Here is a 13,932-nt window from a genome sequence, read left to right on the forward strand (position 1 = left end):
TCCCGAAAGTCGTTAATAATTTTATATGTGGAAGCAGCCAAACAAGAATAGAAACTTGAAGATGACGATACTCCGTCGTCATCTTCGGAAGCTGGTGGATTAAATATTTCGTTCCTCACACTCGAAAGGTTCTTCGCACGAGAAAACTTCATGGAAAAATCCCTTATACGGAATATCGTCCTCCAAGCATTTTATGAGATACGACAACTCCTCATCACACTCCGGTTCTTCACCATTATTCCGCATTACCTCGAATGCATCTACAATACCTTCCATGACGGTTACTTGGATAAATAAGGGCAACTTATCCAATATTGAATTTTCGATTCTGGTCTCGGATTTATATCCCTCGAGAACTGTTTCAAAATAATTATCCATGAACTTTTTCCGTTTACCGGCGTCTGGTTCAAATTGTATCCAGCCAACTCCGTGTGTCCAAAGACCTGCCAAATCAAACATATACCAACAGTAACATGAATTATCGAAATCATATACGGTAATTTGCCCGGTATCAAAATCTATTGAATAATTCCCATCATTGTAATCAAAATGGACCATACCGAAAGACTCACGGTTCCTGTCCAATCCTTCTAAAGTTTTAAGAAGCTCTACCATCTTCTCCTTAACCAGTGGTAACGTACCCGGTATCAGATTATCAATATACTCGACATTGTATTTATCAAAGAAACTATACCGGCGATGAACAGCAGCATAGCCTTTCGACAATTGGTGCAGCTTCCCGAGAACTTTACCGCAGTTATAATAGTATTCCGTAATAGGAACTCCTTCGCGATACTGATAATGATTTTCTACAAGCATTTTTCCCCTAGCCTTTTCGAACAGGCAGACAAAAAAAGTGTGATTATTATGAGTGATCTCTTCCAGTAGATTCCCCTTCCGAGAGCTGATCACATTCGAGACACTACCGCCATGCTCGAATAAATATTGGATATATTCAACTTCGCCCAACAGATCGTCTCGGCTCCTGTCATTTAAAAAGGCGATTCTGAGTATTTTTGCACTAGCGCCCTCTTTCTCACAGTTATAAACGACATTCCGCCCTCCGGCATGAGCATTAATTAAATTTGTTTCATAGCCTTCCAACTCATACAACTCTGATACTAGTGGACTTAAATAAGCTTCGTATATTTCAGCAACTTCATTATGATTCATTATATCCCTCCAATTTCTTGTTCAATAATTTTGAACTTGTGCGCCACAACTCCAAAGTTCCCTCGTCATATTCCCAGAATTGAACGAGACTCTGAGCGACTGCATCTGAAGCTACTCCTCTTACCATGTTTCCTAAATTCATCATCTTATATTTTTCCTCCCATTACCTTTGAGAGGATTAAACCTTAGTTAAGAAGTAATCCCTCTCATTAGCATGCTATTTTGAAATTCTATCATTTTCAATATGTCACCTCTTCCTTAAGTTTAGGCTATAAAAATTAAATAGCCCTATATATATACTAATTATACATAAAATTACAAATACCTCTTTTGTAATTTCTGCCCTGATAGGTCAATAAGACTTACTACAATAAGAAAATGAGCTGCCGTATCATGTTTGTTCAGCAACTCTTGCACCGGTTGATTGAAAATTATTAATTATAAACCCTACATCGTTTTAATGTATATTTTATGCGTCACAACGTAGCTTACAAAAAATAACCCCTTTGTTTGACTAACCTACCCCTTTAGTTCAATAAAAAAAGGCTCTACTCCTTATTGAAGTAAAGCTCCCCGATAGTTGAATAAGATAACAGTTATTATTTAACAACAATCGCTTAATTGTTCTTATCTGTCCACGGTGGATATTCAAGTAAAGCCCCTGTTAGTTAAAGTATAATTCTTCACAAATTCTTGGTTATTCGTAATAAGTAGTGGATTACCTTATTTATTAATTTCCTCAAAGTGTGCAGTAACTTTACATTTATTTAAATGTTTAATCATGTAACCAATTATCTTTAAAAATATATCATCAAAAATGAACGATTTAATAAATAATAAGATTGTTAGCCAATTGCCCTTCACTTTATTTTTTGAATGAATAATATATTACATATGGAGGTGGAAAAATGGATAACTGTAGTAACTGTAATAAACAATCCTGCTTATGTGGAAGACAAATAGGCCCTTTCAGAGCTGTTGAACTCTGTGGAATTACTGGCGTGTCTCCTATACCAATAACAACAACATGTAGTGGTTTATGTGAATACGGATATATATATAATCTAGGTGCTGAGGTTGTAGCTATAGATGCTGATATTATTTTTGATTCAACAGGCATAGTTACACTTGGAATTACCCATGTTCCAGGAACCTCTCAAATTATTGTTACCACACCGGGAATCTACGAGATTAATTTCGTCGTATCAGGTGTTGAGCCTAACCAATTCACACTATTTTTAAATGGTGCACCGGTTACGGGAACAACCTATGGTTCAGGGGCTGGCACTCAACAAAACACTGGTCAGGCAATAATTTCTTTAGCATCCGGCAGTAGTCTTACACTTAGAAATCATTCTTCTGCTGCAGCAGTTACTCTGCAGACTTTGGCAGGAGGCACACAAATAAACGTAAATGCTTCTATTGTACTTAAATTGTTAAGTCCCATTGTCTAGAGATAAAATACTCGGTATGATTTTCTTCATTTCAAAACTTCAAAAGAATAGATTCTCCATTAGTTAGGAGTGATAAACCTTTAGCGCAGGAATTACTCCTCTCCTCTTTTCTTTTCAGATTTATTCACCCTTCCTGAACAATACCTTACCTTTCAGATATTCATTCAATATAGTGATGAAATTTAAAATTCAACTTTGGTATACCTGTTTAAAATAACCTTCCACTTCTTCAACTAAACTGCCCCGTTAGTTTAATAAGATCAGCGACGCTTATTAAACTATTGCGCACGATTCTAGAATAAGTTATACAATTTATTCATTAATAATATTTTTATCTTGATTGCCATGAAAAATACGCAATAAAGTATTTTTAGCAGGCACATCATATCGAAAATAATTAACCAAAAATTCCCTATTATTATAACTAACTTCTTTAACATTACAATTAACACAACCATCATTTTTAATACTGATGGTTGCATAAGTGGCTATCGGTCGAGAATTACAACCTAATGCCCCTGGATTAAGATAAATTCTATTGTTCCCCTTGAAATAATGTAAAACATGATGGTGTCCAAAACAGATTATGTCAGCGTCTTCATTTTTATATAAGTCATCAAGTTTTGTTACAGACGGATTAGTATCAATACTTAGGAACCGATTACATTCATTCAAATGGTAATGCAAAAACAAAATCTTTTTTCCATTGATCATGCCCTCAAGTCTTTTTGGCATTTCACTTAAAAAAGTAATGAATTCTCTATTCATATTTTCTGCTATCCAATAATGATGGTCTCTTTCTTCACCTTGGCTCCCCGGTTCCTCACCATTTAGAATATTGAGTATGGCCTCGTCATGATTCCCTAAAACGTATGATACATCTTTTCTCGAACTGAGTTCTTCAAGGACTTGATTTGTTTCATGTCCAATAGCGATCAAATCTCCTAAGCAATAGATATGTTCTACTTTGCCTTCCCTTTCAATATCAGAAAGTACAGCTTTAAGAGCAGAATAGTTTCCATGTATATCTGTAATAACTGCAATATTCTTCACCATGACACTCTCCTTTTGTTGACAATATGTTTTTCAGCAATATGGCCAGATTTTACACACAAGTTAAATAATACTTCTCAACTAACCCGCCCTTTAGTTGAATAAAAAAAGAGCTGCCTAAACAGCTCTACGATCTTCTACTAAAGCACCCGTTAGTGTTAGTTTAAGTACATTTATTCACAAACTTTGTTGATATTACATAATTAATTTTATTCATTATAGGAATGCTGCCCTTTTAGTTGAACAAGAAAAAAGTACTGCCTAAGTAACTCAATGATCTTAAACTAATCCTCCGTTAGTTCAAGAAGAACCAAATCAATTTAAATAGCTCAGATTTTGGAAAAATTAAATTGATTCAAATGATACCCATCTTTTAGTAATCTCAGAAAATTTCTGAGTCGCGAGTGAGGTTGGTTTTCTTATAGCTAACCCAATAGTTCGATAGCTATCACTTTCAAGTGGAATGGCTGTAAAAGAAATTTTTGATTTCGGTATAATCATTTCTGGCAATATACTAATTCCTAGATTATTCTCCACCATGGAGATCACCGAGTATTCATTCATATTTTCGAATCGAATATTGGGGCTAACTTTATTCTCCCTAAATATTTTTTGAATATCATCATAACACTGATATGTTGGCATAATAAAAGGTACATTTTCTATTTGTTGCATTGATACTTGGTTTTCCTTACATAATGGGGATTGGTTAGATACAACACATAAAAGTCGATCCCTCTTCAATTGTACGAATTCAAAGGATTTTTCAAATGATTCAAAGTAAGTATCATTATTAATAAATCCACAATCTAATCTCCCGTTTTGTAACCAATTCTCAACCTCAGTATAGTTTCCTTCCAGTAATTCGATTTCAATATTTGGAAACTTTTCCTCCATTTTTTTAAGAATACCAGGAATCCAGTTTTTAGAAATACTCGAAAAAACACCCACTCTTACTATTCCTTTTTGGAACCCATTGATAGCGGCTACTTCCTGCTTCAGCATGTTGTTATAGTATAAAATTTTCCGAACGGTAATTAAAAGCTCCTCTGCATTTTTGGTCAATGTTAAAGTAGAGTGATTGCGAATAAATAAAGGAAAGGAAAACTCTTTTTCCAAACTGCTAATTGCATGACTTACAGCAGATTGGGTGAAACCTAACACTTCTGCAGCTTTTGTAAAACTATTGAGTTCTGCCACTTTGTTAAATATTTCATATTTTATTAAAGTCACTATGGTCCTCCTTATGAATTTTATTCATGTTTCCATTATATTTCTTCGTTTTATTTAATGCCATAACCAACTTATAATAAGTGCATGCTCTATTATATGACCCTTGACAAGGGATGTATTTTTCATGGAAGGATGAAGTGAAATGCAAAAAATTTTAGTTACAGGTGCTGCAGGTAAGATTGGCCAAGATGTTACAAGGTTCCTAGATACGCAAGGGAATTACCAGTTACGGCTAGCAGATATTAACTTATCTGCTTTAGAAACTTTTAAAGATACAAATCATGAAATCATATATTTAGATGTTTCTGATTTAGCTGCTTGTCAAGAATTTACGAAAGGTATAGATATAGTTATACATTTGGCAGGTAATCCTTCACCAAATGCTGATTTTTATGGCTCCTTATTAGAAAATCATATAAAGGGAACCTATAATATTTTTAGATCTGCTAGTGATAATAATGTATCCAAAGTGATAGTTGCTTCGAGTGCTCAAACAATTGAAGGCTATCCTTTGGATTTTCAACCACATGCTTATTCACCCACGAGACCAAAAAATATGTACGGGGTAAGTAAGTGTTTTGCAGAGGCTGTTGCTTCTTATTTTGCTTATGAAGAAGGGTTACAAAGTATTGCTATTCGTATAGGTGCATATGATGATTATAATCCAAATGGTAAACCACTAACAGCTAGAGATATGAGTGCATACTTAAGCCCAGAAGATTTTATGGACCTTCTCTTAAAGTCGATGACGGCAAAGAACTTACCTCCATTTTCAATTTTACATGGTGTATCTAACAACAGGTTTAAACGAATTGATATTGAAGGAACAAGAAAGTTAGTTGGTTATAGCCCAAGTTCCGATGCTTTTGTACTAAGTGGTATTAAGTTCTTTGATTCTTGATAGAGTCATATCTAGAAAAGAGATTATATTATTGTTATTTAGTTTTTATTTGTTCCATTTTCAATAGCTACAGTTTCTATAATCGAAAAATATTCCAATTTCAACAGATGCTCTTTTCTTTTTCAACATAATAAACACCCCTTTAGACAATCATATCTAAAGGGGTAAAACGAAGCCCTGTTCTGCTAAAGCACCCCGTTAGTTGAATAAGCACCTTTTCTTCTACTGCACATTTTGTTCGTACTGTGTAATAAGCATCTTGTTTAGTCAAGATACTTGCTATAAAGTTAAAAAAGTTAAATTAACAAATATTAAGTGGTGTAGTAATGGAAGGTTATCTTGTTTATGTTGCTTTTGGTTTTACTGTAGCCACATTTGGATCTGCTGTTGGCAGTGAATATAGAATAAAGAAATTAAAGAAACGCTTAGATGAACTTGAAAAGTAATTGTTATTTATCCTTGCTTAACAGAGTAAGGTTTTTCTATTTCACATTTTTCTTCAAATGAGACATAAAAAGAATGGAATTTTCATTTCTCTTGTTCAACTAAACTGCGCCGATAGCAGCATAAGAAAAAGCCGTCTAAATGACAGCCCTGATCTTCAGCTCTTGCCCCCATTAGTTAGGAGTTCCAATATCTATCCATTAAAGATGTTGACCAATTAGGTTGCTTTACTTCTCCTTTTGGTAGAAACTCTTTCATTACTGGTTTAATATCAATAATAGGAGTTCCGTCTATTGCATCTAATCCCTTAACAATCAATTTTTTATTATTTATTTCCAAAAGTTCTACAATAGTAACCCCTAACTTATTAGGTCTATTTTTACCCCTTTGTGCAAAAATACCAACTTTAGGATATTCTTTATTGTTCCTTGGATATCTTGCTTCAAATTGAATATTATCATCAGCAACCTTATCAAAGTAAAAAACGATTTCTAAGTGTGAGAATTCATTAATACCTTTCAAAGAAGATTCATTTATATTTTCTGCAAGTTCAATGGTTGATATAATTGAACCCCAATTATCATCTTCAATAGCTTTACGATTATTATTTACTATTGCTATTGGATAAATAGAAATTTGCAAAGTTATCCCTCCTCCAACTTATTAATATTCATTCTACAAAAATCTTTAATTCCATTTAATTGGTAGATTCCTTATTGAACTAACCTGCCCTGTTAGTTCAATAAGCAATAAACCATCCATTTCCCTCTCTGTATCTAAATATATTTCATTATGATAGAACCCTTACCATTACTATATTTTACTGTCGTAAATGCACCATTCACCAAAATATTTTGTGGAGGTGTATGCCCCACATCAGCATCTAGAATAACAGGGATATTAAAGCTTTCAAAAACATCCTTCAAGGCATCGTTTAGTGTGAAGTCACCTATATCTTTATATTCACTCGTCCGTCCGAAAAGCACGCCTTTAATATTTGTAAACCAATTATTTTGTTCCATTTGCCATAAAGCCCTATATATTTTTGCTGCATCCATTCCGACAGTTTCAAGATACCAAATGACACCTTCATCATGACAGTATTGATTAACAAAATTATTAACATTATCGAACGGAGTCCCCACCAAGACTTGTAAAGTACTTACACATCCTCCAATCAATCTACCCGAAAATGTCACTTCATCTTCATTGTTTATTGTTTTCCATTTTGTTTGTGAATCGAGGTAAAATCCATTGACCGGATTTGAGTACATTTTATCCCAACTAGATTGATATTTTTCAGATGAATATTGTGTAATTTCTTCATTTTCATTACAACTAAGTACATCTATCCATTTACTAGATAGTCCATCCCAATCAGGAGCTGATAGTTCAGTGAAATTTACTCCATGAGCAGATGCATGACCTGTTATTGTAGTGTATACAAAATTTAATGTACTAATATCTGAATAGCCTAATATCCATTTCGGGTTCGATTCTTTTAGTTTATTCCAATCTATAATTGGAAGGATTTCCATTGCAAAGCTACCTCCCCAAGGAGGCATTATGACGCTAATACTATCATCTTGAAAAAAAGCTATTAGTTCCTCTGCTCTTTTTTCTTTAGAGGCACTTCTCCCTTTATGTTGTGTTAGTACAGTTTCGCCGATTAATACTTTAAAACCTTTTTTCTCTACTTGTAGCTTTGCTTCATCCACAAGAATATGTAATGACTCTTCGACGCCAGGGCGCAGTTACACCTATTAAACTGTCTGGCTTTAGTGATGCCGGATATTTAATTTTCATAAAATTCATCCTTTGAATAGTTATTTTAATATTTATATTTAATAGGTTCTACATTACTGAGAATTATTCCTTCTTCCACTAACCTGCCCCGCTAGGTCAATAAATAAAAAAGAGCTGCATATGCAACTCAATGATTTTCAAGTAAAGCACCCTTTAGTTTAAGTACAATTCTTCACAATCCTGCTAACCTTCCCTATTAAAATATATAACAGCACTTAGTTACTAATTATATTAATAATTTTCTGTTGAGCATCTTTGGCTTCAGGGATAGGCATAACAACAAATACATGATTCATTTTAGGATAAACAAAGGTATTGATTTCAATTCCTTGTTCTATTAGTTTTTCATCAAATTTTATTGCATCTGGATATAAACTTTCGTGTGTTCCAATAAAATGGGTAATTTTCCCAAGTCCTTTAAAGTCACCGTAAATTGGACTAATCAATGGGTCATTTAAATTTTTATCAGCTGCCCATATCTTTGTAATTACCTCCATTCCTTCACTAGCTAACATCGGGTCCTTTTCTTCATATTCAGGTATAAGCGGATTTTCAAAACCCATATCAACACATGCAGATAATAAAATAATATCTTTCGGTTGAGGCAAATGGTTCATCTTCAAAAGGTGGGCCAGACCAAGTGTTATATTTCCCCCTGCTGAATCTCCCATGATGGTCAATTGATTAGAATTTTCAATGGTTCCAAGAATTTCTTTATATAAGTTGAGGATTTTTGGGTAGGTATCTTTATAGTTAAAATGAGGTACTTTAGGATAAATGGGAGCAATAATTTTCGCATTTAAAGATTGTGCTATTTTATCCATGAACAACCAGTGTAAATTTAAAGGTTGATTCGTCCAAGCACCACCATGTATATAGAAAATAACTTTTTGTTTCAAAGACTTTTGGTCATTTAAAGAGAAAACCTGTATTCCTTCGAATGCCACCTCCTTCACATCACTTGAAAATTTAATATCATCCCCAATAACATAGCGCTGAATATTTTCAGTTCCCCTTTGCTTAACGAACCGTTTGGTATTTTCAATACTAGAAAAACTTTTTTTATTACTTTGGGAAATTAACCATTTTTCAAATTGAACACTTTCTTCAGAACGTTCTCCGTTAAAAATTTCAACACTCATTTTTTTCTCTCCTTTAAACATTTCTAATGTTCATCCTGTTTCATAACACGGAATGATTTATTATAGCCGTGTGTCTCTTTATCAGAAGTTTGTAACAAGTTAGATAGAAGGTCTTGAATTGAACGGAGGCTTTAAGTTTTCCTTTCAATTTTATTATTATATTTACAATACCATTTAAATTATTACTTAGCATTTTCATGATTTCTCCAATTTCCTTTAAAGAGTAACTTAATGATTAGGCATCTTTTTATAAATTTATGTTTTACAAGGTAATCTTCTGTATATAATCCATACCGATAGAACGGTATTCGGAGTATACTGCAACGCGTTACGATAAAAGTTGAACTATACTTCAAGGTCAAGATAAAAAATTTCAATTTTTTATTTCTCCTTCTTCAACTAAACTGCCCCGTGAATTCAAAAAAAAAAAGCTGCATATGTTACTCAATGATCTTCAAGTAAAGCACCCTTTAGCTTAAAAAACTTTTTAGTTTTAAATCTATAATATCTACTAACTCATCTATTGTTCCAAAGCACTTTTCGATTTCAGGTAAATGATAAAATGTACTGGTTGTTTCAATGTTATCTACTTCTTTGTTCGGTGAGTAAAGATAAATTTTTTTGTCATTTCCCATAGCAATACCTAATTCAATATGGCTTCCTTTTCCTGCTGGTAATAAAACAACAACAAAATCCGCTTCTATTACAGCATTTTTCTCCTTTTGACCTATTACCTTTAGTTCTTCCAATGTTGTTACGTTCTCATTTACAGTCCAGTCATATGTATGGATAAATCCTTTGTTTTTTAACCTTTTACTAACATATCTAACCTGATCTATATTTTTTAAGCTTGATGCAATATAAAATTTCATAATTTCTCTCCTTTTTATTATCATATATCTTACTAACCTTTATTCAACTAAACTGCCCCGTTAGTTCCATAAGGATTTACTGTTAGGAAACAAATAATCAAACATTATCTTTATTCTAATTTCAATTTTTTTAATTTGGAAATTTGCTTATCATAGTTGGTTCTTTTGGTTAAGTGATACAATGTAGGCTGACATAAGAACTGAAAAAGGCAATAACGATAAAGGATAAACCCTTTTCATTACTGCCTCAGTTACCATATATATTACTTATTGCTTGCCTCTGTTAATTCAGCGGCTTTTGTCAGCGTTCCTTCTTTTTCAAGCTTAGCAATCAGTTCATCTAACGTGATCCCTTTTTCTTTAGCCATTTCTTCTAAGTTGACAGGTTCACTAGATTCGATACTCGAAGTTGGTTCAGTACCTTCTGTTAGCTTTGCTTCTTTTTCAAGCTGAACAATTAGTTCATCTTTCGTAATCCCTTTTTCTTTAGCCATTACTTCAAAGCTAACAGGTTCACTGGATTTAGCACCTCCCCACATGTCGTCATTGCTCGCAGCATATGCAGATACTGCAACAGCAGATACCCCTAGCGTTAATGTAGCAATTGTTAATATTTTTTTCATATTAAATTCCTCCTTTCTATTTGATGTTCCCAGTATATAACTATTTACGTTAAATCCATGTTAAGACAATTCACAAGAGTGTGATTTATCCACGCTGTAAAATGGGGAAACCATAAAACCTCTCAGGTTCCTTATTAAACTAACTTGCCCCGTTAGTTCTATAAGAAAAAGGCTCAACTCCATATTGAAGTCAAGCCTCATTAACTTGAAGAGAAAACATTTTAGTTTCTTAATTATTCCCTGAATTCATTAATAGTGAAACTGATGCAATTGATAAAACTATAAGTAAAATTAAAAGAATTTGAACACAGATTCCTATGATACTACAAACCTTACCTGAAATAGCCAAACCTTTTCCTTTTTCGTTTGTAAGGTCAATCTCCTTCATACTTTTAGATGACAAAATAATCCCGATAATACCTAGGAGTAATCCAATAAAATGTAAAGGTAAAAATATGGATAATATACCTAACACGAGCGATACAATAGATTTACTATTTGTTTCTCCCATTTTATCCTCCTATAAATAAAAGTGTTCTATTATTTAATTTATTACAAAAATCATAAACCTATTCCAAACACACGAACTGTTCCGTTACATAACTCTACTTATTTCTAGCTACGTCGTCGTGGATCCCAAAATCCCTGCATATTCAACTAAACTACCCCGTTAGTTCAATAAGAAAAAGGCTTTACTCCTTATTGAAGTAAAGCACCTGTTAGTTTAAGTACCATTTCACAAATCAATAATCTTAACAATCCTTTATAGTCCTTTTTCGCTAATCCGTTTAATGAATAATAACACCACCAAAATTGCAATACATCCCCACCAAATGCTTAATAATGATTCATTTAATGAACCTGGATGTTCACCCTCCAATTTATAAGAGGAAAATAAGCCTCGGGTTATAAGGATGAATCCGAAAAGTATCGCACTAAACAACCAATACCACCAACGTTTCATTGCTACACCTCCACCAAAATCCTTATTTTATTATTTTTCAATAATCTGCTTCGTTAGCACAAGATGCGACTGCTCTTATTGAACAATCCCCCCGTTAGTTCATTAAGAATTCGATTAGAATAGATTCAGTTATCTTTTCTACGAAGCATCTTTATAATAAGTGCGAAAATTACTATACCAGTTAAAGAACCCACAGCGTATGACCAAGAAAAGTAATCAAAGATAAAGTAAATTATTAACATACAAGCAAAATATCCTGCTGAATAACCTATTAAATATTTTATCAATTCATTTCCCTCATCTCTCAAAATATTACATATACTTTATCACAAAACATATGTTCCTTATTCAACAATCCTGCCCTGTTAGTTCAATAACTCCACCAAAAAAGAACGATCCTTCTTAGATCAACGCCTTGGTTAGTTTAGCAACTTGCTTTGCGCATCCTAATTTTTTAATTGTTTGGCATTTATAAAAAAGGTTGTTCCCAATAAAAATATTCCTAAACAAATGAACATAGCAATCCCTGAATATTCATCTTCAAATACTGTTGTGTTAACTAAAATAACTAACATCATTAGTGCAAGTGATACATATAAGCCTTTAATGTATTTCATAAGTTATTCCTCCTCATTAAAACCTTAAAAGCAGTCCTGTTCTTTGACTATTTGAATTATTGATGATACTTCATTTTAACGTTAACAATAATTTACTTTGTTTTCAATTTAATACAAAAATACCCACTCTATTCAACTAACCTACCCCATTAGTTAAATAAGATATTAAATGGCAGGCTCCGCTGCCGCTTACCTCTCTTTCTTCAGCAAAGTAAGAAAACTGCTGAAAAGGAGTAGATAAATCAGAAGCTACTAAGTATCTTCCAAAATTCAAATAGTATCACTGTGAAATTTTTACCTGAGGTATAAAAAAACAGCCGTTTCTTTAAGAAACGGCCTTATTCATATTCAATTAAAGCTTACCTGTTGTATTGATAATTCTGTCGTAACAAACCGTAATAAACCATATCTTCATAATTTCCAGATTTCATAATATCTTGTTTAAAAACCCCTTCTTTTTCAAAATCTAATTTCGTAAGAATTTTCATTGAAGCAGGGTTTTTAGTCATTACTGAAGCCCTTATTTTATTCAATTTCAACTCGTTGAAACCAAACTCTATAATTCTTCGAGCTGCTTCAGTACAATAACCATTTCCCCAATATGGCACTCCAAACCAATAACCTAATTCAGCTTTATTATCATCGATGTCCACGCGAAAGGTTAGTGTTCCTAAAAGTTCGCTAGTCGATTTTAATACTACGGCAAAGGTATAGCTCCCTATCTCAATAGCCTTTTTCTCATGCTTGCTTATCCAAGAGGCGGCTAACCCTTTTGGATATGGATGTGGTATAGCGACTGTTGTTTCAGCGACTTTTGGGTTCCCTGCTAACAGTTCTACTTTATCGGCATCAGTTTTAACATAAGGTCGTATGACTAATCTTTTTGTTTCGAATGTTGGTATCATCTTATTTCAACCATCCTCTTCTAATTAAAACCTAATATTTGTAATCCTGTTTACAAATATCTTATTATAAGTGGATGATATTGTAAATTATCATATTTAAAAGCAGTAATTATTACGAAAAGAGCCAAGATAAAAATAACACCCCATGTAGCTCAATAAACTATCATCTAAATATTAATGCGTTCTGTTATAGTTCGATTCCTTATTAATTTCCTCTAAATTTAACTTAGCAATATTAATGTCATCTAAGTCACCAATGACTGCAACTAATCTTAAATCCTTTCCTGGTGTACCTAAAATAATTGACCGTGAATAAAAAGTATCAAATCCATTTTCTTCTGAAAGATACTCAGATAGAATTTCTAAAATATCATCTTCATTGTATTTAAATATTTTCCTCTTATTTTCTATGTTCAAAAAATTTCACTCCTTTTTTTCATATTAGCTTCTTAAATTATCCTGCCCCGTTAGTTTAATTACATTTTTTCACAATCTTTATCGTGATTTACTTACATATCTAATTTCGCCAAGAGCAACCCCTGTAAATGTGATTGTAGTTTCGTTAATAACACGTTCAGTGTCATTACAAATAAACAAAAAGCATCTAAACCCTTGATATAAATGAGTTTAGGCGCATTATCTTCAATTAAAAATATCAAGTTAATATCCTTCTTCGTGACCAACTTGGTCATAATGATATTAAAACGACTTCTCTTTATACAAATATGGCCAATACAGACAGTCA

General features: G+C 33.0%; 17 protein-coding genes. 2 read left to right on the forward strand and 15 right to left on the reverse strand.

Annotated elements, in window-relative coordinates; all coding sequences use genetic code 11:
• Window positions 1–99: 99 nt before the first annotated feature.
• Both AMD00_RS02645 and AMD00_RS23090 read right to left on the reverse strand, forming a co-directional pair.
• Complete coding sequence (locus AMD00_RS02645; protein WP_211258600.1) at window positions 100–1,173, reverse strand: phosphotransferase enzyme family protein; 1,074 nt, start codon at window positions 1,171–1,173, stop codon at window positions 100–102.
• Window positions 1,163–1,318: a hypothetical protein gene (locus tag AMD00_RS23090; protein WP_245639422.1), complete on the reverse strand. Its 156-nt coding sequence runs from the start codon at window positions 1,316–1,318 to the stop codon at window positions 1,163–1,165. The genes AMD00_RS02645 and AMD00_RS23090 overlap by 11 nt, the downstream gene beginning before the upstream one ends.
• Window positions 1,319–2,174: 856 nt before the next feature.
• Here AMD00_RS23090 and AMD00_RS02650 point away from each other — a divergent pair.
• Entirely contained in the window at window positions 2,175–2,627 is a 453-nt protein-coding gene (locus tag AMD00_RS02650) for a BclA C-terminal domain-containing protein (protein ID WP_245639423.1), read from the forward strand.
• 312 nt (window positions 2,628–2,939) lie between these two features.
• On the opposite strand, the gene AMD00_RS02655 is transcribed toward AMD00_RS02650, so the two are convergent.
• Window positions 2,940–3,683, reverse strand: a complete 744-nt coding sequence (locus AMD00_RS02655) for a metallophosphoesterase family protein (protein ID WP_053415539.1) — start codon at window positions 3,681–3,683, stop codon at window positions 2,940–2,942.
• A 342-nt stretch (window positions 3,684–4,025) separates the two neighbouring features.
• On the reverse strand, window positions 4,026–4,913 hold the full coding sequence (locus AMD00_RS02660) for a LysR family transcriptional regulator (protein WP_053415540.1): 888 nt from the start codon (window positions 4,911–4,913) through the stop codon (window positions 4,026–4,028).
• A 142-nt stretch (window positions 4,914–5,055) separates the two neighbouring features.
• Here AMD00_RS02660 and AMD00_RS02665 point away from each other — a divergent pair, with 142 nt between their 5' ends.
• Window positions 5,056–5,814 (forward strand): NAD-dependent epimerase/dehydratase family protein, encoded by a 759-nt coding sequence (locus AMD00_RS02665; RefSeq protein ID WP_053415541.1) that lies wholly within the window; start codon window positions 5,056–5,058, stop codon window positions 5,812–5,814.
• A gap of 621 nt (window positions 5,815–6,435) precedes the next feature.
• Here the strand turns inward: AMD00_RS02665 and tsaA are convergent.
• The 11 genes from tsaA to AMD00_RS23655 all read right to left on the reverse strand — a co-directional run.
• Complete coding sequence (gene tsaA / locus AMD00_RS02670) at window positions 6,436–6,900, reverse strand: tRNA (N6-threonylcarbamoyladenosine(37)-N6)-methyltransferase TrmO (protein WP_053415542.1); 465 nt, start codon at window positions 6,898–6,900, stop codon at window positions 6,436–6,438.
• A gap of 134 nt (window positions 6,901–7,034) precedes the next feature.
• Complete coding sequence (locus tag AMD00_RS02675; RefSeq protein ID WP_245639424.1) at window positions 7,035–7,976, reverse strand: S66 family peptidase; 942 nt, start codon at window positions 7,974–7,976, stop codon at window positions 7,035–7,037.
• A gap of 303 nt (window positions 7,977–8,279) precedes the next feature.
• Window positions 8,280–9,206, reverse strand: coding sequence for an alpha/beta hydrolase fold domain-containing protein (locus AMD00_RS02680; protein WP_053415543.1), 927 nt, complete (start codon window positions 9,204–9,206; stop codon window positions 8,280–8,282).
• Between the two features lie 470 nt (window positions 9,207–9,676).
• Window positions 9,677–10,078, reverse strand: coding sequence for a group-specific protein (locus AMD00_RS02685; protein ID WP_053415544.1), 402 nt, complete (start codon window positions 10,076–10,078; stop codon window positions 9,677–9,679).
• A 263-nt stretch (window positions 10,079–10,341) separates the two neighbouring features.
• Window positions 10,342–10,701: a hypothetical protein gene (locus AMD00_RS02690; RefSeq protein WP_053415545.1), complete on the reverse strand. Its 360-nt coding sequence runs from the start codon at window positions 10,699–10,701 to the stop codon at window positions 10,342–10,344.
• A gap of 229 nt (window positions 10,702–10,930) precedes the next feature.
• Window positions 10,931–11,212: a DUF4190 domain-containing protein gene (locus AMD00_RS02695; protein ID WP_053415546.1), complete on the reverse strand. Its 282-nt coding sequence runs from the start codon at window positions 11,210–11,212 to the stop codon at window positions 10,931–10,933.
• Between the two features lie 252 nt (window positions 11,213–11,464).
• The gene (locus AMD00_RS02700) at window positions 11,465–11,665 is read right to left on the reverse strand and encodes a hypothetical protein (protein ID WP_053415547.1); all 201 of its coding nucleotides are present in this window, start codon (window positions 11,663–11,665) and stop codon (window positions 11,465–11,467) included.
• Between the two features lie 446 nt (window positions 11,666–12,111).
• The gene (locus tag AMD00_RS23410; RefSeq protein ID WP_169786299.1) at window positions 12,112–12,282 is read right to left on the reverse strand and encodes a hypothetical protein; all 171 of its coding nucleotides are present in this window, start codon (window positions 12,280–12,282) and stop codon (window positions 12,112–12,114) included.
• Between the two features lie 359 nt (window positions 12,283–12,641).
• Complete coding sequence (locus AMD00_RS02705; protein WP_053415548.1) at window positions 12,642–13,187, reverse strand: GNAT family N-acetyltransferase; 546 nt, start codon at window positions 13,185–13,187, stop codon at window positions 12,642–12,644.
• A gap of 174 nt (window positions 13,188–13,361) precedes the next feature.
• Window positions 13,362–13,604, reverse strand: coding sequence for a hypothetical protein (locus AMD00_RS02710; RefSeq protein WP_053415549.1), 243 nt, complete (start codon window positions 13,602–13,604; stop codon window positions 13,362–13,364).
• Window positions 13,605–13,696: 92 nt separating this feature from the next.
• Window positions 13,697–13,932: hypothetical protein (locus AMD00_RS23655; RefSeq protein ID WP_053415550.1), on the reverse strand; the 236-nt coding region annotated here is incomplete at its 5' end.

Origin of the sequence: Viridibacillus arvi (assembly GCF_001274945.1) — a bacterium.
Lineage (GTDB): Bacteria > Bacillota > Bacilli > Bacillales_A > Planococcaceae > Viridibacillus > Viridibacillus arvi.

Excerpts from the sequence above, each read along its gene's own strand:
- AMD00_RS23410 (WP_169786299.1), bottom strand. The coding sequence starts at position 12,282 with ATGAAATACATTAAAGGCTTATATGTATCACTTGCACTAATGATGTTA.
- AMD00_RS02680 (WP_053415543.1), bottom strand. The coding sequence starts at position 9,206 with ATGAGTGTTGAAATTTTTAACGGAGAACGTTCTGAAGAAAGTGTTCAA.
- AMD00_RS02685 (WP_053415544.1), bottom strand. The coding sequence starts at position 10,078 with ATGAAATTTTATATTGCATCAAGCTTAAAAAATATAGATCAGGTTAGA.
- AMD00_RS02700 (WP_053415547.1), bottom strand. The coding sequence starts at position 11,665 with ATGAAACGTTGGTGGTATTGGTTGTTTAGTGCGATACTTTTCGGATTC.
- AMD00_RS02705 (WP_053415548.1), bottom strand. The coding sequence starts at position 13,187 with ATGATACCAACATTCGAAACAAAAAGATTAGTCATACGACCTTATGTT.
- AMD00_RS02695 (WP_053415546.1), bottom strand. The coding sequence starts at position 11,212 with ATGGGAGAAACAAATAGTAAATCTATTGTATCGCTCGTGTTAGGTATA.
- AMD00_RS02690 (WP_053415545.1), bottom strand. The coding sequence starts at position 10,701 with ATGAAAAAAATATTAACAATTGCTACATTAACGCTAGGGGTATCTGCT.
- AMD00_RS02645 (WP_211258600.1), bottom strand. The coding sequence starts at position 1,173 with ATGAATCATAATGAAGTTGCTGAAATATACGAAGCTTATTTAAGTCCA.
- AMD00_RS23090 (WP_245639422.1), bottom strand. The coding sequence starts at position 1,318 with ATGATGAATTTAGGAAACATGGTAAGAGGAGTAGCTTCAGATGCAGTC.
- AMD00_RS02655 (WP_053415539.1), bottom strand. The coding sequence starts at position 3,683 with ATGGTGAAGAATATTGCAGTTATTACAGATATACATGGAAACTATTCT.
- AMD00_RS02665 (WP_053415541.1), top strand. The coding sequence starts at position 5,056 with ATGCAAAAAATTTTAGTTACAGGTGCTGCAGGTAAGATTGGCCAAGAT.